The sequence below is a fragment of the Pseudomonas arcuscaelestis genome (genome assembly GCF_016881005.1).
Taxonomy (GTDB): Bacteria; Pseudomonadota; Gammaproteobacteria; order Pseudomonadales; family Pseudomonadaceae; genus Aquipseudomonas; species Aquipseudomonas arcuscaelestis.
This window is the reverse complement of record NZ_JACOPV010000016.1, coordinates 74,318-93,539: the sequence shown is the minus strand read 5'-3', so window position 1 is coordinate 93,539 and position 19,222 is coordinate 74,318. Positions and strand designations below refer to the sequence as shown.

Below are 19,222 nucleotides of genomic sequence, written 5' to 3'. Positions count from 1 at the left end.
AAAATTTTTCAGGCGTTCCAAAGACTTAGCGCGGGGTTGGCCTTGGGTGCCTGCTCGGAGAATAATGCCCGCCTATGTATTAAGGAGAGCTTCACCCCATGTGGTTCAAAAACCTGCTGACCTACCGCCTGACCCAGGATGTCCCGTTCGATCCCGAAGCACTGGAAACCGCTCTGGCCAGCAAGCCGGCGCGCCCTTGCGCCAGCCAGGAGTTGACCACTTACGGCTTCGTCGCCCCGTTCGGCAAAGGCGAAGATGCACCTCTGGTTCACGTCAGCGGTGACTTTCTGCTGATCGCGGCGCGCAAGGAAGAACGTATTCTTCCAGGCAGCGTGGTACGCGATGCGGTGAAAGAGAAGATCGACGAAATCGAAGCTGAACAAATGCGCAAGGTCTATAAGAAGGAGCGCGACCAGATCAAGGACGAGATCATCCAGGCTTTCTTGCCACGGGCCTTTATTCGCCGCTCGATGATCTTCGCCGCCATCGCTCCCAAGCAGGGCCTGATCCTGGTCAACTCGGCCAGCGCCAAACGTGCCGAAGACCTGCTCTCGACCCTGCGTGAAGTAATGGGCTCGCTGCCCGTACGCCCGGTAACCGTAAAGATTGCCCCGAGCGCAACCATGACCGATTGGGTCAAGACCCAACAAGCAGCGCCTGACTTCTATGTACTGGACGAATGCGAACTGCGTGACACCCATGAAGACGGTGGCATCGTGCGCTGCAAGCGTCAGGATCTGACCAGCGACGAAATCCAGCTGCACTTGGGTACCGGCAAGGTAGTGACCCAGCTGTCACTGGCCTGGCAGGACAAACTGTCGTTCGTACTCGACGACAAGATGGTCATCAAACGCCTGCGCTTCGAAGAACTGCTGCAAGACCAGGCCGAAGAAGACGGCGGCGAAGAAGCCCTGGGCCAGCTCGACGCCAGCTTTACCCTGATGATGCTGACCTTTGGCGATTTCCTGCCGGCGCTGTTCGAGGCATTGGGCGGCGAAGACATTCCGCAGGGCATATAAGCCTAAAGCTTCAAGCACCAAGTGAAGGCATGTCCTGCGTATTGCATGCCTTTACTTGAAGCTTGAAACTTGCAGCCTTAAGCTGCCGAACGGTGAGGACGACCTCACGACGCAACGCGTGACCATTACGGGGACGGCCCCATCATTCGATGGAGATACTGCATGTCCTGGATCATTCTGTTTTTCGCTGGTCTGTTTGAAGTTGGCTGGGCGGTCGGCCTCAAATACACCGACGGCTTCACTCGCCCATTGCCCACCGTGCTGACTGTCGCTGCCATGCTGGTCAGCCTCGGCTTGCTCGGGTTGGCAATGAAGGAGCTGCCGCTGGGCACCGCGTATGCGATCTGGACCGGGGTGGGTGCGATCGGCACGGTGATCGCCGGGATTATCCTGTTTGGCGAGTCCATGGCGCTTATGCGCCTGGCCAGTGTCGCCCTTATTGTCGCAGGCCTGGTCGGCCTCAAGGTCAGCGCCAGCTGACCTTGAGCTCGCCTGTTAGCGCACGTCGCCACGCAACTGGCTGACCCGCTCGCGCAACAAGGCCGGTTCTGCTGTCTCTACCGGGATGGCAGTACCGGCTACCAGGGTTACCCGCGACCACAAGCGGTGAAAAAAGCCCTTGGCCGGATCACGGCTGAAGAAACTTCCCCACAAACCCTGCAAGGCCATCGGGATCACCGGTACCGGTGTCTGCTCGATGATTCGGCTCAAGCCACCCTTGAATTCATCAATCTCGCCATCGCTGGTCAGCTTGCCCTCGGGAAAAATACACACCAGCTCGCCTTCAGCCAGGTAGGCGGCAATCTGCTTGAACGCCTGCTCATAGATTTCTGCGTCTTCGTTGCGTCCGGCAATAGGGATGGCGCCTGCGGTGCGAAAAATAAAGTTGAGTACCGGCAGCTGGAAGATCTTGTAGTACATGACAAAGCGAATCGGCCGTCGCACTGCGCCACCTATCAACAACGCATCAACAAACGACACATGATTGCACACCAGCAGTGCCGCTCCTTCCTCCGGAATTTGTTGCAGGTCTCGATGCTCGACCCGGTACATGGAATGGCTGAGTAACCAAATCATGAAGCGCATGGTGAACTCAGGAACAATCCGGAAGATGTAGGCGTTGACGCCGATGTTGAGCAGCGACACCACCAGGAACAGCTGGGGAATAGTCAGCTCCACCACGCTCAGCAGGACGATGGTGACAATTGCCGACACCACCATGAACAACGCATTGAGAATGTTGTTCGCAGCAATCACGCGTGAGCGCTCATTGACCGCGGTACGCGATTGGATCAAGGCGTACAGGGGCACAATATAGAACCCACCAAATACCCCCAGGCCCACAATAGACAGCAGTATCCACCAGGCCTGCGGCATACCCAGAAGCGTCAACCAGTCATAAGGCGTCGCTGCTGCAGGCACATCCCCGGAATGCCACCACCAGAGCAAACCAAACAGGGTCAGGCCAAAGGAGCCGAAAGGCACCAGGCCGATTTCCACCTTGTGACCGCTGAGGCGTTCGCACAACAGTGAACCCAGGGCGATGCCGACGGAAAACAGGGTCAGCACCAAGGTGACCACGGTTTCGTCACCGTGCAACCAATCCTTGGCGTAGGCCGGAATCTGCGTGAGGTAGATGGCCCCGACAAACCAGAACCAGGAGTTGCCGACAATCGAGCGAGACACTGCTGGTGTCTGCCCCAGTCCCAGGCGCAAGGTGGCCCAGGACTGCGTGAAAATGTTCCAGTCCAGCTTCATCTGCGGCGACGCTGCACTGGCCCGTGGAATCCACTGGCTGGACAGGTAGCCGAGCACAGCCACCGCGACCACCGCCGTGGCAACCACAGGCGCATAGTGACTGCTGGACATCATGACTCCAGCGCCGATGGTACCGGCCAGAATCGCCAGGAAGGTGCCCATCTCAACCAGGCCATTGCCGCCCACCAACTCCTGCTCTCGCAGGGCCTGGGGCAGGATCGAGTATTTGACCGGCCCGAACAGCGCCGAATGGGTGCCCATGGCGAACAGCGCCAGGAGCATCAGCGCCAGATGGTTGGTGAGAAAACCGATGGCGCCCACTGCCATGATGCCAATTTCGGCCAGCTTGATCAGTCGAATCAAGGCGTCCTTGGGATACTTCTCGCCAAACTGCCCGGCCAGGGCGGAGAACAGGAAAAACGGCAGGATGAACAACAAGGCGCAGAGGTTGATCCAGATCGAGCGATCACCCTCGAGGGCCAACTTGTAGAGAATGGCCAGGATCAACGATTGCTTGAACAGGTTGTCGTTGAAGGCCCCGAGCGACTGGGTAATGAAGAATGGCAAAAATCGCTTTTTGCCAAGAAGACTGAATTGCGAAGTTTGACTCATCGTCCGTGTACCTGAGTGGGGCTTTGTCATTGGAGGCACGCAACCCGCACAAAGCCACAACCACCCAGGTAATTACAACCTACTTATGTAAGCTGGCAATACACGGCGAGGCGAACAACTCACCACGCCAGGCGCCGCGCAAGGTCAGACTGGAAACCATCAACCACAATGCGACCAGCGCGACCACCAGCACCAGCCCCATGTGCTGGAAGAAGGCCAGCCCCAACCAGGCACCGAGTTTGAGGGTAGCCAGGCTGTAGACACCCAGCGGGAAGGTGAAGCCCCACCAGCCCAGATTGAACGGCATGCCATGGCGCATGTAGCGCCAAGTGATCAGCACCGCAGTGAGCAACCACCACAAGCCTGCGCCCCACAGCACGATCCCGGCGATCAAGCCCAGGCCTTGGGCGATGTCACCCAGATTGCCAAAGCCGTTGGCGGCAAAGATCGCGGGTGCATCAGCCCCCAGCAGCAACATGCCCAGAGCGCCGGTACCGATAGGACCGAGTGCCAGCCAGCTGGACGCCGCCATGTTCGCAGCAGGTAGTTTGTGCAAGGCCATACGCAGCATGAGAATGGTCAGAATGCTGAAGGCTACCGGCAGCGATACCGCCCACAGCACATAGCTGGTCACCAGCACCTGAAACTGGCTGTGGGCATCGACCAAGTGCGGCGCCAACTGGCCTCCACTGGCAGCAGCAACCTCCGCGGCGACCACTGGCAGCAACCAGACAGCAGTCATCTGATCAATGCTGTGCTCCTGGCGGGTGAACATCAGGTAAGGGATCGATACGCCGCAAAGCAGCGCCAGGCCAACATCGAACCACCACATCGCCTCGATCCAGGGCACGATCCCTTCGCCCCAGCGATCGATGCCAAATACCAGGAATCCATTGAGGATGGTCGCCAGGCCCATCGGAATAGTGCCGAAGAACATCGACACCGTTGAATGGGCAAAAATCTGCCGTGCCTCATGGAAAAACATGATCCAGCGTGCAGCGTACAAGCCGCTAAACAGTAAAAACAGGGCAATGGTCAGCCACCACAACGCCTGCGCCAGCCCCTGCAGACTGTTAATGCCTACCTGCATGAGCGCCAGGGACAACACTCCGGTGCCCATGGTTGCGGCGAACCAGTTGGGGGTGAACTGACGGATCACCTCACGCGGATGCGCCAGGTGGCGCAAGGGTCTGAGGGGGGATGCGTTGGGTTGCAAGCACGGCATGATCAAGGTCTCCTGTTGGCCGGTGACGTGGGATCATCCTAGGGTGAAAATTATTATCTATAAAACGGGTATTTCAGCTATGTGTTATCTATTTTGAAGATATAAAAACCCCCTGTTCAGCCTTTGATTACCGAGCGTATGCTTCACACTTGTCGGCTTATCGCACGAACAACAAGGACGTAAAAATGCTCGCCGCCGCAATACGCTACAGCCCGCAGGTGCGCCTATTGCTGGCCACCACTTTTGTATTGACACTCGCCCGTGCAATCACCCTGCCCTACCTGGTGGTCTACCTGGCGCAAAACTTTTCCCTGGATATCAGCGGCATCGGCTTGATGATTGGCGGCGCGTTGATTGTTGCGTCGCTGTTGAGCCTGTATGGCGGCTACCTCATCGATACCCTGCGCAGCTATACGGTGATCATCGCCTCGACCCTGGTGTTCACCGGGGCTTTCATTACTGCGGTGGTCAGCCGTGAGCTGAGCCTGTTCTTTATCAGCCTGGTTCTGATCAACCTGGCATTGGCGGTTGTCGACATTGCCGCCAAGGCTGGATTCTGTGCACTGCTACCACTGGATGAGCGCTCCGAGGTGTTCTCGATCAAATACACCTTGAGCAACGTGGCTTACGCGGTTGGGCCATTCGTTGGCGTGGCGCTGATACTGCTCGATGATCACCTGCCCTTTCTGGTATCTGCACTGTTGGGCCTGGTCATGTGCCTGCTCTATCGGCGCTGGGGCGAGCGCTCGGCGCGGGCAAATCTGGATAACGGCCCGCAGACGGGCTTTCTCAGTGTGGGTGGGCAACTGCTCAAAGACCGCCGGCTAATCTGCTTTACCCTCGGCGGCGCGCTCAGTGCCGTGGTGTTCGGACAATTCACCGCTTACCTGTCGCAGTACCTGGTAGTCACCAGCAGCGCCAGCGAAGCAGCCCGGTATATCAGTTATTTGGTAGCCACCAACGCGGTCACTGTCATCGCCCTGCAATATGTGATCGGCCGGCGCATCAGCAGCCGCCAACTGATGCCCTGGCTGCTGGCCGGCATGGCATTGTTCCTGGCCGGCCTGCTTGGCTTTTCCCTGGCCCAGTCGCTGTTGGCCTGGTGCCTGGCAATGCTGGTGTTCACCCTGGGTGAAATCATCGTGATTCCGGCTGAATACATGTTTATCGACAGCATCGCCCCCGAACACCTGCGTGGGGTTTATTACGGTGCACAAAACCTGTCCAACCTCGGTGCTGCCCTGGGCCCGGTAATTTGCGGCTTCGCTCTTGCGCACCTGGTGCCCGTGGCCACGTTCTACCTGCTGATTGGCTCTGTGTGCCTGGCGGCACTGTTCTATTACCTGGGCGCCAAAGGAAACAACGGCACAACAGCCTGAATAGGCGCAAGACCCGATCGCGGCAGGCATCACAATCTGCGTTTGATGTTGATCGTGGTCTACCCGCCCCGATAAGAATAATGACCCAGTCATCCGCGAACCTGCGACGCTCTGCCACTGCTACCATCGTCGGCGCTGACGAAGCGTCAACGGCGTGCCAGACTGATTGATCAAGATTCGCCGTTACGCCGACGGCTCTAGCATTTTTTTGTTTCGGAGTAGTCATGTCGCTGTCCAGTGGGCTGATCGCCGTGGTCGCCCTGGCCTATATGGCCATCATGTTCGCTATCGCATTCTATGGTGACCGCCGTAAAACGCCGTTGCCACCGCGTCTGCGCGCCTGGGTGTACAGCTTATCGCTGGCGGTGTACTGCACCAGCTGGACGTTCTTCGGCGCTGTCGGCCAATCCGCCGAACAACTCTGGGCCTTCCTGCCCATCTACCTGGGCCCTGTGCTGTTGCTGCTGTTTGCACCCTGGGTGCTGCAGAAAATGGTGCTGATCAGCAAACAGGAAAACATTACCTCGATTGCTGACTTTATCGCCGCCCGCTACGGCAAGTCGCAGTCACTGGCGGTGGTGGTGGCGCTGATCTGCCTGGTGGGCGTGCTGCCGTACATTGCCTTGCAACTCAAAGGCATCGTGCTTGGCGTGAACCTGCTGATCGGCGCCAGCGCCGACGCCACCGGCAGCCGCGTACAAGACACTGCGTTGGTGGTCTCGCTGGTACTGGCGCTGTTCTCCATCGTGTTCGGTACCCGCAGCCTGGATGTCACCGAACACCACCGTGGCATGGTCCTGGCCATCGCCTTCGAATCGATGGTCAAACTGCTGGCGTTCCTTGCCGTTGGTATCTTCGTTACTTTTTACCTGTATGACGGCTTCGACGACCTGTTCAGCCAGGCGAAATTGGCACCGCGCCTGGAAGGTTTCTGGAACGAAACCGTCAATTGGCCATCGATGGTGGTCCAGACCGGGGTGGCGATGATGGCGATCATCTGCCTGCCGCGACAGTTCCACGTCACCGTGGTCGAAAACATTGAACCACAGGATCTGCGCCTGGCGCGCTGGGTATTCCCGACGTACCTGATTCTTGCGGCGCTGTTCGTGGTGCCTATTGCCCTGGCCGGACAAATGCTCCTGCCAGGGGTAATCCCCGACTCGTTCGTCATCAGCCTGCCGCTGGCCGAAGCGCATCCGGCCCTGGCGCTGCTGGCGTTTATCGGCGGCGCCTCGGCCGCCACCGGTATGGTTATCGTTGAAGCCGTGGCCCTGTCGACCATGGTTTCCAACGACATGCTGCTGCCGTGGTTGTTGCGGCGCAACAACGCCGAGCGCCCATTCGAGGTGTTCCGCCACTGGATGCTGTCGGTACGCCGGGTGACCATTGTCGCCATCCTCCTGCTGGCCTATGTCAGCTATCGACTGCTCGGTTCCACTGCCAGTCTGGCCACCATCGGCCAGGTCGCCTTTGCCGCCGTAACCCAACTGACGCCAGCAATGCTCGGCGCCCTGTACTGGAAACAGGCCAACCGCCGGGGCGTGTTCGCAGGCTTGGCAGCGGGGATTTTCCTCTGGTTCTATACCCTGGTCCTGCCGATCGCCGCCCACAGCCTGGGCTGGTCACTGGACCTGTTTCCTGGCCTGGCGTGGCTACATGGCAACCCATTGAACCTGCCAATCACACCACTGACCCAAGGTGTTGTGCTGTCGCTGGCGGGTAACTTCACGCTGTTTGCCTGGGTCTCGATCCTGTCGCGCACCCGCGTTTCCGAACACTGGCAGGCCGGCCGGTTTATCGGCCAGCAAACCAGCGCCCGCCCCAACAGTCGCTCGCTGCTGGCGGTGCAAATTGACGACCTGCTGCACCTTGCCGCGCGTTTTGTCGGTGAGGAACGCGCGCGCCAGAGTTTCATCCGCTTTGCCTACCGCCAGGGCAAGGGTTTCAACCCCAACCAGAATGCCGACGGTGACTGGATCGAGCACACCGAGCGCTTGCTGGCGGGCGTGCTGGGTGCGTCCTCGACCCGAGCAGTGGTCAAGGCGGCCATCGAAGGCCGCGATATGCAGCTTGAGGATGTCGTGCGCATTGCCGACGAAGCCTCGGAAGTCCTGCAGTTCAACCGCGCACTGCTGCAAGGCGCCATCGAAAACATCAGCCAGGGTATCAGCGTGGTCGACCAGAACCTGCTGCTGGTAGCCTGGAATCGCCGGTATCTGGAGCTGTTCAACTACCCGGACGGTCTTATCAGTGTCGGCAGACCGATTGCCGATATCATCCGCTACAACGCCGAGCGTGGTCTTTGCGGGCCGGGTGAAGCCCAGGTTCATGTAGCCCGCCGCCTGCACTGGATGCGTCAAGGCCGCGCGCATACCTCGGAGCGGCTGTTTCCCAACGGTCGCGTCATCGAGCTGATCGGCAATCCGATGCCTGGCGGCGGCTTTGTCATGAGTTTCACCGACATCACCCCGTTCCGCGAAGCCGAGCAAGCGCTCAAGGATGCCAACGAAGGCCTTGAGCAACGGGTCTCGGAGCGTACCCAGGAGCTTTCGCAATTGAACCAGGCGCTGACCGAGGCAAAGAGCCACGCCGAATCCGCCAACCAGTCGAAAACCCGCTTCCTGGCTGCCGTAAGTCATGACCTGATGCAGCCCTTGAACGCTGCACGGCTGTTCTCCGCTGCCCTCTCCCATCAAGGCGACGGGCTGTCAGCGGACGCCCAGCAGTTGGTCCAGCATCTGGACAGCTCGTTGCGCTCGGCAGAAGAATTGATCAGTGATCTGCTCGACATTTCGCGCCTGGAAAACGGCAAGATCAATCCCGATCCCAAGCCGTTCGCCCTTAACGAGCTGTTCGATACCCTGGGCGCCGAGTTCAAAGTCCTGGCCCAGCAACAAGGCCTGGACTTTCGCGTGCGCGGCAGCCGCCTGCGGGTGCACAGTGACATGAAGTTGCTGCGGCGCATCCTGCAGAACTTCCTGACCAACGCCTTCCGCTACGGCAAGGGCCCGATTCTACTGGGGGTGCGCCGCAACGCCGGCAAGTTGTGGCTGGAAGTCTGGGACCGTGGCCCCGGGATTGCCGACGACAAGCTGCAAGTGATTTTCGAAGAGTTCAAGCGCCTGGACAGTCACCAGACGCGTGCGGAAAAAGGCCTGGGCCTGGGCCTGGCCATCGCTGACGGCCTGTGCCGCGTACTTGGCCACACCCTGGAAGTACGTTCCTGGCCCGGTAAGGGCAGTGTCTTCCGGGTCAGCGTACCGCTGGCGACCACGCCGGCCGCCGCTGTCACCGCGCCGACCGAGCAAGCCGGTCAACCCCTGGCAGGTTTGCAGGTGCTGTGCGTGGACAACGAAGACAGCATTCTGATTGGTATGAACAGCCTGCTCAGCCGCTGGGGCTGCCAAGTCTGGACAGCCCGTAACCGCGATGAATGCCAGGCGCTCCTGGAAGAAGGCCTGCGCCCGCACCTGGTCCTGGTCGACTATCATCTGGACGAAGGCGATACCGGCACAGAATTGATGGCCTGGCTACGCAAAAGCCTTGGCGAACCCGTTCCTGGTGTGGTGATCAGCGCCGACGGTCGCAGCGAAACCGTGGCGCAAGTGCATGCTGCAGGCCTTGACTACCTGGCCAAGCCGGTCAAGCCAGCCGCGTTGCGTGCCCTGCTCAATCGACACCTGAGTCTGGTCCAGTAAGAGCACTGGCGGCCAACGGGTCGCCTTCGCTCATGGCCCGCTCCAGCAAATCTGCCGGAAGGCTTTTGCTGGCTCGCGCACCCAGCAATTTAAGCTGCTCGCTGCGGCTGATCAGATTGCCACGCCCCTCGCAGAGCTTGTTGCGCGCCGCACTGTAGGCCTTATCTACCTGTTGCAAGCGACTGCCGAGTTCGTCCAGATCCTGGATGAACAACACGAACTTGTCGTACAGCCAGCCGGCACGCTCGGCAATCTCCCGCGCATTCTGGCTTTGGCGTTCCTGCTTCCACAGGCTGTCGATCACCCTCAGGGTGGCCAACAGTGTTGTTGGGCTGACAATCACAATCTGGCGGTCGAAGGCTTCCTGGAACAAGTTCGGTTCGGCCTGCAGGGCGGCGGAGAATGCAGCCTCGATCGGCACGAAGAGCAAGACGAAATCCAGGCTATGTAAGCCTTCCAGGCGGTTGTAGTCCTTGCCGGACAAGCCTTTGACATGATTGCGCAACGACAGCACATGCTGCTTGAGCGCGGCCTGGGCGATGTCGCTGTCATCCGCGGCAACATATTGCTGATAGGCCGTCAGGCTGACCTTGGAATCGACCACAACCTGTTTGTCGCCAGGCAGCATGATCAACACGTCGGGCTGAAAACGCTCACCGTCGGCGCTCTTCAGATTGACCTGGGTCTGGTATTCACGGCCTTTCTCAAGGCCCGCGTGCTCCAGCACGCGCTCCAGAATCAATTCGCCCCAGTTGCCTTGGGTTTTCTGGCCTTTCAACGCCTGGGTCAGGTTGGTCGCTTCGTCACTGAGGCGCAAGTTCAGCTGTTGCAGGCGCTCCAGTTCCTTGGCCAGGGAGAAACGCTCGCGGGCTTCCTGCTGATAGCTGTCCTCGACGCGCTTTTCAAACGCCTGGATACGCTCTTTCAACGGATCGAGCAATTGCCCCAGGTGCTGATGGCTGGTCTGGGCGAAACGTTGCTCACGTTCGTCGAAGATCTTCGTAGCCATCTCGGCGAACTGCGCCCGCAGCTCATCCCGAGAGCCCTGAAGGTCGTTGAGACGCTGCTGGTGGCTTTCCTGCTGCTCACGCAGCTCAGCAGCCAAGGCCGCACTGTGCGCGTCCAGGCGGCGTAGCTCTGCCTCCCGGGCGTTACGTTCGATCTGCCAGGCATGACTGGCGTCGCGGGCATTGTCACGCTCGATCTGCAGCAACTCCAGCTCCCGAGCTTGCGCCGCAAGTGTCGCCTGCTTGGCGGCATTGGCCTGGCTCAGGTCACTGATTTCGTCGCGGCAGGCATCAAGTTGGGCGAGCAAACCTTCCTGGGCCAACTGTGCGCTGCTCAAGCGCTCCTCCAACAACGCAGCCTGCGCATCGCGCGCGGCCTGACGCCGTTGCTGCTGGAACACCCAGCCCAGACATGGCACCGCGGCCGCCACGATACCCAGCACGATACTGGTCAGATCTAACGCAATTGCCACCCGAACACTCCCACCTGAAATCAGCGCCTGAGCTTACCAGCCTTGGCGCTGCGCCGCGTCAGGCATCGGGCAATTGCTTGAGCAAGCGCCTGGCTTCCTGCGACCCCTGGGACGAAGCCTGCTCCAGCCAGTAGCGTGCCTGCTCGGGCTCATTGTGCTGCGGTAGCGCACACAGACGGCCGAATTCAAGCTGGGCACGCCGGTCGCCAGCACGAGCAGCCTGGCGCAACAGGTCGTGGCCGATACGCCGGTCGCGAGCATTGCCACAATCGCGACAAAGCATCTGCCCAAGTCGACTTTGCGCTACAACCACACCCTGGCGCGCCGGCTGCTTGAGCAAGCGCCCAGCAAAATGCTTGACGTTCGGATTGTCCCCCAGGCGCGGACTGTCGAGCAGCCACAAGGCAACCTTCAAGGAGAAGCGCTTTGGCTCAGGCACAGGCGGGGGAACTGAAGAAATTGCAGGAATTTTGGCGCGAAACTTCATAACGACAGCGAAGGCAATTCGAGAGGCGCGCCACTCTACTCCATTTTTCCGACAATGGCCCGAGCCTCACGGATACTTTTTACAAAATATTTCCAAGTTTATTTATTGACGTTAGACAACGCTTTTTCAGCTGACGGATGCCTGCGTACAGATTGTCAGACAGATCGGAAAAACCTGGCACGCCCGTCCTAGAGCAAGCGCTCGGGACAATCCACAGAAGCTGTGGATAACTCGGTGGACAACCCCCTTCAAGGGGCCGCAAACCCCCATGAAACGGGGCTTTGGCTCAAACTGACGATTTTTTCACCAGCTAAAATTAGTGTTTTTTTTCATTGACTTAAGAGTTCAGCCAAGTCATTGGCAGTCTCCCCCCCTGCTGTTGCAAAGCTGTGACAGCCGCTGCACCAAGTGTGTACAACCTCCGTACAGAAAGGCACTTCCCTGCACGAAATTGACACGTTCGCGGCGTTTCACCCGTTACACAGGCCTTCACAGCGTGGCAAAAACACGAGATACTGGCCGGCTCCCCGAATGAAAAGCCATACACCCTTGCCAAGACACAGCCATTGCGGTAGTCTTGCTGCCGTTAGTACCAAGCTGAAAGTCAATTCTGGCCAAAGCAGTCCTTACAGGTCCACTTCACCCTGAAGCCGCACCTGTTGAAACAAGGACCGGCCCACTTGATGGTTCCCAGGTAAATCACTTATTACTCTGAGCGAACCAACCTGCAGATTGATCAGGATCCTCACCCCGTGGCATAGAACCTCGACCCGGTGTGTTGCCTGCCCTCCGACGTACCTACCAGTCAGCCCCAGCGCCACATAATAAATGCGCCCAAAACTGGCTGCTCTGTTCCAGTCAGGTTCTTCGCCCCGACTAAATCCCGGCGTTACTGGAACGTTTTAAGTGTGCACGGATCGAAACCGTGTCTATTGCAGGAACATCTAATAACTATGACTAACTCTATCCATACTCAGGCTGCGATTCGCACCCTATCCCAGGCATTTGCGCCACTGAACTGCTTGATCATGGCATCGCGCAAAGGCAGCTTCAGTTTCACCCTGGTCAACGAGCACGGCATTGCCCGTCACAGCGAGCGTCTGTACCCCGAGCAGTACAGCCAGTCCGCACCGCTTCAGGCGGTTATCGAGCGTACCCGTCAGGCCTTGGTGGCCTGATTCACGCTTCGCTGCAGCAGCTCAAGCCCCGCCCTCTCGCGGGGCTTTTTTATAAGTCGTTACGCAATCCCGGCGACTACAACCCCTGGCTGGACAGCTTGGGGATTGAGCCTGCGAGCTTATCCACATCCTGATCCTGATCTTGGCCTTGATCTTCATGCACGTCAGCTCAGGCGCCGCGGAGTGCGACTTCAGCAGGCCGAGTGGAGGTGCCTGTAGGGGCGGTGCGCAGCACCTTCGGCGTTAGCCGAAGACGCGAGACGTAGACTTGGCGAAGCAAGTCGTAGGCCGCGTGGCCCTGGAAGGTGCCGTAGCGAGGGGACCCGAAGCGCAGCGTAGGGCCGTATGCAGGAGCAAGCGGTTTTGGTTCCTTTTGCCAAGACAAAAGGGACCCGCCGTAAGGGCGGAAGGGGCCGACAGCGGCGCCGCACTGAATGGATAAGCCTCAAATCCCAGCCCAGCCCAGTCCACTCCCAGAATCACCCACCAGGGATAACACGAAGAACCCTTTTTATGCCCATAGCAAGCGAAGCGCTAATCACCACACGGCATATGATTTATAACCAAAAGCTGCAAATGTTTTAAAAACAGGCCTTTACACCGCGAATATGACACTACACTTCAACTCAAGCGGCCATCACCGCTTCCGGCGGGCCTGACCGACTCACCAGCTGCCAAGCCCCAGTGTCCGCCGGCCAAACCAATGTTCGAGGGTGTTATGGGTATCGCCGCGAGCGAGTTGAGCCAATTTGTCATCCGCCCGACCCTGATCTACCTGGGCCGTCACTGCGCAAGCGCTGAAGCATTGTTGCTGGGTGTTGCCGCCAGCCAATCCGCCCTCGGCTCCGCGCTCCATGATCGACGCGGCCACGGCCTCTACCGTATCGGTGAAATGCGTCACCAAAGCGTCTGGGATCAGTTCCTGGCCCGCGACCCTGAACTTGCCAGCCTGGTCCGTGGCCTGGCCAGCCAGCACGCCTTCCTCAGCGGCCCGCACCTGGAACTGACGGTCAACCTTCGCTACGCCACAGCCATTGCCTGGATGCTCATCGAGGAACAAGCCCCCCCACTTCCTGCTGCCGACGACCTGCTGGGCCTGGCGCGAATTTGGCGCCAAACTTTTCACCCTCAAGGGCGCCTGCGCGACTTCACCTGCGCCTGGCAAAACTGCATCGCCCAGGTGACGCTCCAAGCCTGCTAGCAATCACCATTTTCCATATTCAGAAAAACCCCACAAATCTGGTCGGATTGTCCTACAAAACCGCTCTATCTCCTGCGATACGGCGCTATAGCGCTACGGGCCAAATGTTGGTAATTTTCGCCCCGGAGATATCAAGGAGTTCTAATAATGAAAAAAGTAATGCTCAAAACCTCTCTTGGCCTGGCCGTCACGCTTGCTTCGACTCAACTGTTCGCGAGTGGCTTTGCCCTCAACGAACAAAGCGTCAGCGGTATGGGCACAGGCTTTGCGGGGCGTTCCTCATCTGCCGATGATGCCAGCACTGTATTCGGCAACCCTGCCGGTATGTCGCGCCTCAAGCGCGAACAAGTCACCGTTGGTGGCGCAGCCATTATTGCCAAAACCGACATCAAGAATGGCCAAGGCACCTTCGGTGGTAGCAACGACGGTGACATGGTGCCGTTTGTCGGCGTACCTATGGGGTTCTACGTCAAGCCTATCGATGAGCACTGGGCTTTCGGTATCGGCATGTACGTACCTTTCGGCCTGGTCACCGACTATGAAAGCGGTTTTGCCGGCCGTTACTTCGGCAGCAAGAGCGAAGTTCAAGTCGTCACCCTGCAGCCGACCATCAGCTATGCCTTCAACGACAAGGTGTCGATTGGTTTCGGCCCAACCATCAACCGTATTGATGGCACCCTGGAATCCGCTGCACTCAACGCTGGTTCGCTAGGCCGTAATGACGGCAAAGTGAAAATTTCCGGTGACGACACGGCCATCGGCTACAACGTCGGTGTCCTGGTTCAAGCAACCGACAGCACCCGCGTTGGCCTGACCTACCACTCGATGGTCGATTACAAACTCGAAGGCGATACCAAGATCAGCGGCTCCGGCTTTGGTCCATTCAGCGGCAACAAATTCGATGCTTCGCTGAAAATCAAAACCCCTGAATCGGTCGACTTCTCGGTTACCCACGAACTGGATGCCAACTGGACTCTCTACGCCGGTAGCACCTGGACCCGCTGGAGCCGCCTGGAAGCCATCACCGTCAACAACAAAGGCGTTCCTGGCCCACTCGCACCAGCAATTGGCCAGATTAGCGAAGAGCAGAACTGGCATGACACCTGGGCTCACGCCATTGGTGCAGCCTACAAGCTGAACAAGGAATGGACCCTGCGCGCCGGCTTCTCGGTTGACCAGTCGCCAACCAACAACCACGACCGCTCGCCGCGCATCCCAACTGGCGATCGTAAAGTGTTCAGCCTGGGTGCCGGTTACAACCCTACAGACGACATGACGATCGACCTGGCCTATTCCTACCTGTGGGAAGAAGACACCAAGGTTGACCTGAGCAGCCCAACCAAAGGCTCCTACAGCGGCAAATATGAAAACAGTGCTCACGGTCTGGGTGCCTCCCTTACCTACCGCTTCTGATTTCAACTGGTTGAAAAGCCGCCTTTGGGCGGTTTTTTTATGCCCTCGTATCGGGCAACGAAAGGTTGCCTAAACGCTCCTGGAGAAAATCCATAAATACCCGCACCTTGGGCGTCATGGCAAAACGATCGGCGACACACAGGTAGATATCCATCGGCTCCGCCTGCACATAAACCTGATCAGGTTGTGAATACTCAAAAAGCGCAACCAACTGTCCGCTCTCGATCAACGGCCGGGCGACGAAGTCTGCAAGGCGAGCGATTCCACCATGGTTGATGGCCATCTGGGTAAGCACGTCGATGTCGTCACTGATCAGCACGTCACCGAACTCAGCGTCGAAACGCAGGCCATCGCGGACAAATCTCCATCGCAAGAATCGACCGTCTACCGGATAACGAAACACCAGGCAGCGGTGCTGCTTGAGTTCCTCCGGCGCACCTGGCCAGCCGGCCTGGGCGAGATAAACCGGTGAGGCGCAGCAAATAAAAGGTACGCGGGTAATGTGCCGCGCCAGCAAGCCATCTTCCAACTGCGGGGTGATACGAATACTGACATCCACGCCTTCCTGAGCATGATTGACGCGTCTGTCATTCGTAACCAGTTCAATCGAAAGCTGCGGATAACGAGCACTGAACTCAGGAATCAACGGCGCCACGGCATGGCGACCAAAAGCCGAAGTCGAAGCAATGCACAAGCGCCCCTTAGGCTCACTGTCAGGCGTGGTGATCGCCAGACAGGCCTGCTCAAGGTCGCGCTCTATGTGCTTGACCTTGTCGTAGTACAGCGTGCCCTCGGGTGTCAACGCCATGCTCCGGGTAGTGCGCGACAACAGCCGGACCTGTAGGTGACCTTCAAGGCGCGCAATGTTCTGGCTCACAGCTGCCGCACTCAACCCCAGGGTGCGCGCGCCGCCTGCGATGCTGCCTGCTTCGACAACTTTGATAAAACTTTTAATCGAGCCCAGCAGGTTCATGCAGATCAATCCGGCATTCGTAAGGTTTTCTTTATAAAGACCTAAGCTCGCCTCGTCTACCTGCGCTCAATGGCGCTTGCTAGTCTGCAACCTCGATAATCAACAAGGAGTCTTCATGACAACACAGAAGGTCGGCCTTGGCCGACTCAAGCTTGGCGTGCGCGCCACCCCTTATGTATTTGCATTCTATATGTCAGCCATCATGGCCTTTTTGATGTGCTTCGTGATCACGGCAGCCACCGCCGGCATCGACGCCAACTACCTGCACCATGTGTTCAAGGCTTATCAGCTCGCCATGCCGGTCGCTTTCGCCTGCGTTCTGGTAGTGCGCCCGATTGTGCTCAAACTGGTGGCCTGGACTGTTCATCCCAGCCACTGATCAAGCCATTCACGGCTGTGAAGCGATGGCCTTCTCGATAGCGGCCGTGAACTCGGGATCATTGGGTTTGGTCAGGCTGGAAAAGCTGGCGACGACTTTGCCTTGGCGATCGACCACGTACTTGTAGAAATTCCACTTCGGCGCACTACTCTGCTCAGCCAGCTCCTTGAACAGCGCTGTCGCATCGCTGCCGCGTACCGGCTGCGGCTTGGTCATGGTGAAGGTAACGCCGTAATTGGCGTAACAAACCTTGGCGGTCTTTTCCAGGTCAGCGTCTTCCTGCTTGAAGTCGTTGGACGGTACGCCAAGCATTTCCAGGCCTTGCTCGTGGTAGGTCTTGTAAACGCTCTCAAGGCCTTCGAACTGCGGTGCAAAACCACAGTAACTGGCCGTATTGATCACCACCAGCGGCTTGCCGGCAAAGCGCTCGCACAAGTCGATCTGCTCCTTGCCGCGCAGTTCCGGCAAGCTGCCTTGCTTCTCAAGCAGCGCCGGACACCCGGCCGCCTGCGCCGTTGCTGCAGCCATGAGGGTGAACAGCGGAACCAACATCCAGCGTGCGCGCATTGTCGTCTCTCCTTTGATCAAGCCTTATAGCTTGCAGGATACGCTCAGCACACGCCCATGCCCAACTGCATCAGCGCCAAGCCACCTTCGTGCCAACCCCACCAGATCAGGGCCAACAGCAATAGCGCGGCCAACGCCAGGCCCCCGCGCAAGGCAAGGCGGCTCATGCCGCTTGCGCCTGCAAGCGCGCCACCGGGCGCTCACGCACCGGCCAGTTGAGCGCCGCTGCAATCAGGCTGAGGGCGATCGATATCTGCCAGACCAAGTCATAGTTACCCGTTTTGTCATACACCACACCACCCAGCCACCCGCCAAGGAATGCACCCAGCTGGTGGAACAGGAAGACAATGCCACCGAGCATCGACAAGTTACGCACACCAAACAGCGTCGCTACCGTGCCGTTGGTCAAGGGTACTGTCGACAGCCACAACAAGCCCATGGCGATGCCAAACAGGTAGGCACTCAACTGAGTGACCGGCGCCCAGAGGAACAACACAATGACCACTGCACGTAGCAAATACAGCGCCGCCAGCAAGCGCGGCTTGGACATGCGCCCACCCAGCCAGCCGGCAGTATAGGTCCCGACGATATTGAACAGCCCTACCAGCGCCAGCACCGTCGTGCCGATGGTGGCTGGCAAATGCTGGTCGACCAGGTAAGCCGGAATATGGACACCGATGAACACCACTTGAAAACCACAGACGAAAAAGCCCAGCGCCAGCAGCCAGAAGCCGGAATGCGAACAAGCTTCATGCAACGCCTGGCCAAGACTCTGCTCGACACCCTGGCTGGGCAGCGGCCGATCTTTCAACAAGCCCACCAGCGGCACAATGAAGGCTACCAGCAAGCCCAGCACCAACAAGGCTGCCGACCAGCCAAGCCAGCCAATCAGACCAAGGGTGCCGGGCAGCATGGCGAATTGGCCGAACGATCCGGCGGCACTGGCGATGCCCATGGCCATGCTGCGTTTTTCGGCGGGTACGGCACGACCGACCACACCCAGGATTACCGAAAACGAAGTACCGGAAAGGCCAATACCGATCAACAGGCCAGCACTGAGCGACAAGGTCAGGGCCGAATCCGACATTCCCATCAGCACCAAGCCGACGGCATAGAGAATCCCCCCGACCATCACTACTTTTGCCGCGCCCAAGCGATCAGCCAAGGCCCCTGCGAAAGGTTGCGCCAGCCCCCAAATCAGATTCTGCAAGGCAATGGCAAAGGCAAAAACCCCTCGCCCCCAGCCAAAATCTGCACTCATGGGCGCCAGGAACAAGCCAAAGCCGTGCCGCACCCCCAGTGAGAGGGCCAGAATCAACGCGGCCCCCAGGAGAATCCAACCACTGGTTCGCCATACCGATGTCATTATTGTTTTCTCCACTACGCTGCAAGGTTAAACGGGTATATACCCGTTTTAAGTCGGGAAAATCAGGCAAGCAGCTCAAGCAGACGTACCAGCTCATCACGCTGCCCCGCTCCCAAGGTCTCGATCATGCGCGCCTGGGCCTTTTCCCACGCCGGCTCAGCCAACTGCAAACGGGCCTGGCCCTGGTCAGTAAGCAGCACCAGGCGATTACGCAGATCCCGACCTTCTGCCAGTGCCACCAGCCCTTCAGCTTCCAATACCCGCAGGTTTCGACCCAGGGTGCTGCGGTCCAGGCCCATGGCATCGGCCAGCGTTGAAATACTCGGCTGATCAAGACGACGCAAATGGCGCAATAGCGAAAACTGCGCGACATTGACCCCGAAGCCTTCAAGCGCTTCGTCATAGTGTCGACTGACCCCACGGGCAGCACGACGCAGATGGGTGCAGATGCATTCACTGGTCAACATGATTACGTGTATATACCCGC

General features: G+C 58.6%; 17 protein-coding genes. 8 read left to right on the top strand and 9 right to left on the bottom strand.

The genetic code is table 11. The features are described 5' to 3' along the window. Nucleotides 1-98 precede the first annotated feature (98 nt). Nucleotides 99-1,019, top strand: a complete 921-nt coding sequence (rdgC, locus tag H8F21_RS23170) for a recombination-associated protein RdgC (protein ID WP_136475014.1) — start codon at nucleotides 99-101, stop codon at nucleotides 1,017-1,019. A 162-nt stretch (nucleotides 1,020-1,181) separates the two neighbouring features. Next, a complete protein-coding gene (sugE, locus tag H8F21_RS23165) occupies nucleotides 1,182-1,499 on the top strand; it encodes a quaternary ammonium compound efflux SMR transporter SugE (protein ID WP_203479614.1) in 318 nt (105 codons plus the stop codon). A gap of 15 nt (nucleotides 1,500-1,514) precedes the next feature. Here the strand turns inward: sugE and H8F21_RS23160 are convergent, their stop codons facing one another. Beyond that, nucleotides 1,515-3,389 (bottom strand): MFS transporter, encoded by a 1,875-nt coding sequence (locus tag H8F21_RS23160; protein WP_203585413.1) that lies wholly within the window; start codon nucleotides 3,387-3,389, stop codon nucleotides 1,515-1,517. 79 nt (nucleotides 3,390-3,468) lie between these two features. Continuing rightward, nucleotides 3,469-4,614 (bottom strand): TDT family transporter, encoded by a 1,146-nt coding sequence (locus tag H8F21_RS23155; protein WP_203543023.1) that lies wholly within the window; start codon nucleotides 4,612-4,614, stop codon nucleotides 3,469-3,471. Nucleotides 4,615-4,799: 185 nt separating this feature from the next. Between H8F21_RS23155 and H8F21_RS23150 the strand changes: the two genes are divergently transcribed. Both H8F21_RS23150 and H8F21_RS23145 read left to right on the top strand, forming a co-directional pair. Next, complete coding sequence (locus H8F21_RS23150) at nucleotides 4,800-5,993, top strand: MFS transporter (RefSeq protein ID WP_203585412.1); 1,194 nt, start codon at nucleotides 4,800-4,802, stop codon at nucleotides 5,991-5,993. A gap of 224 nt (nucleotides 5,994-6,217) precedes the next feature. Then, nucleotides 6,218-9,691, top strand: a complete 3,474-nt coding sequence (locus tag H8F21_RS23145; RefSeq protein WP_203479618.1) for a hybrid sensor histidine kinase/response regulator — start codon at nucleotides 6,218-6,220, stop codon at nucleotides 9,689-9,691. On the opposite strand, the gene H8F21_RS23140 is transcribed toward H8F21_RS23145, so the two are convergent. Both H8F21_RS23140 and H8F21_RS23135 read right to left on the bottom strand, forming a co-directional pair. After that, the gene (locus tag H8F21_RS23140; protein WP_203585436.1) at nucleotides 9,663-11,051 is read right to left on the bottom strand and encodes a DNA recombination protein RmuC; all 1,389 of its coding nucleotides are present in this window, start codon (nucleotides 11,049-11,051) and stop codon (nucleotides 9,663-9,665) included. The two genes, H8F21_RS23145 and H8F21_RS23140, sit on opposite strands and share 29 nt — an antisense overlap. Nucleotides 11,052-11,229: 178 nt before the next feature. Beyond that, a complete protein-coding gene (locus tag H8F21_RS23135) occupies nucleotides 11,230-11,658 on the bottom strand; it encodes a tetratricopeptide repeat protein (RefSeq protein WP_203479619.1) in 429 nt (142 codons plus the stop codon). A 953-nt stretch (nucleotides 11,659-12,611) separates the two neighbouring features. Between H8F21_RS23135 and H8F21_RS23130 the strand changes: the two genes are divergently transcribed. The 3 genes from H8F21_RS23130 to H8F21_RS23120 all read left to right on the top strand — a co-directional run bounded on the left by H8F21_RS23130 (nucleotide 12,612) and on the right by H8F21_RS23120 (nucleotide 15,450). Further along, nucleotides 12,612-12,836, top strand: coding sequence for a hypothetical protein (locus tag H8F21_RS23130; RefSeq protein ID WP_203479620.1), 225 nt, complete (start codon nucleotides 12,612-12,614; stop codon nucleotides 12,834-12,836). 718 nt (nucleotides 12,837-13,554) lie between these two features. Further along, on the top strand, nucleotides 13,555-14,037 hold the full coding sequence (locus tag H8F21_RS23125) for a hypothetical protein (RefSeq protein WP_203585435.1): 483 nt from the start codon (nucleotides 13,555-13,557) through the stop codon (nucleotides 14,035-14,037). A gap of 147 nt (nucleotides 14,038-14,184) precedes the next feature. After that, the gene (locus H8F21_RS23120) at nucleotides 14,185-15,450 is read left to right on the top strand and encodes an OmpP1/FadL family transporter (RefSeq protein WP_203543027.1); all 1,266 of its coding nucleotides are present in this window, start codon (nucleotides 14,185-14,187) and stop codon (nucleotides 15,448-15,450) included. 37 nt (nucleotides 15,451-15,487) lie between these two features. On the opposite strand, the gene H8F21_RS23115 is transcribed toward H8F21_RS23120, so the two are convergent. Continuing rightward, a complete protein-coding gene (locus H8F21_RS23115; RefSeq protein ID WP_203585411.1) occupies nucleotides 15,488-16,423 on the bottom strand; it encodes a LysR family transcriptional regulator in 936 nt (311 codons plus the stop codon). Between the two features lie 115 nt (nucleotides 16,424-16,538). Here H8F21_RS23115 and H8F21_RS23110 point away from each other — a divergent pair, with 115 nt between their 5' ends. Beyond that, nucleotides 16,539-16,802 (top strand): DUF2798 domain-containing protein, encoded by a 264-nt coding sequence (locus H8F21_RS23110; RefSeq protein ID WP_203585410.1) that lies wholly within the window; start codon nucleotides 16,539-16,541, stop codon nucleotides 16,800-16,802. Nucleotides 16,803-16,811: 9 nt separating this feature from the next. Here the strand turns inward: H8F21_RS23110 and H8F21_RS23105 are convergent, their stop codons facing one another. From H8F21_RS23105 to H8F21_RS23095, 4 genes are all read right to left on the bottom strand, one after another. Then, entirely contained in the window at nucleotides 16,812-17,369 is a 558-nt protein-coding gene (locus tag H8F21_RS23105; protein ID WP_136475003.1) for a glutathione peroxidase, read from the bottom strand. Nucleotides 17,370-17,413: 44 nt separating this feature from the next. Next, a complete protein-coding gene (locus tag H8F21_RS29805) occupies nucleotides 17,414-17,536 on the bottom strand; it encodes a hypothetical protein (RefSeq protein ID WP_256658329.1) in 123 nt (40 codons plus the stop codon). Beyond that, a complete protein-coding gene (locus H8F21_RS23100) occupies nucleotides 17,533-18,735 on the bottom strand; it encodes an MFS transporter (protein ID WP_203543030.1) in 1,203 nt (400 codons plus the stop codon). The genes H8F21_RS29805 and H8F21_RS23100 overlap by 4 nt, the downstream gene beginning before the upstream one ends. Before the next feature lie 62 nt (nucleotides 18,736-18,797). After that, on the bottom strand, nucleotides 18,798-19,202 hold the full coding sequence (locus H8F21_RS23095) for a MarR family winged helix-turn-helix transcriptional regulator (RefSeq protein WP_203479641.1): 405 nt from the start codon (nucleotides 19,200-19,202) through the stop codon (nucleotides 18,798-18,800). Nucleotides 19,203-19,222: the final 20 nt, after the last annotated feature.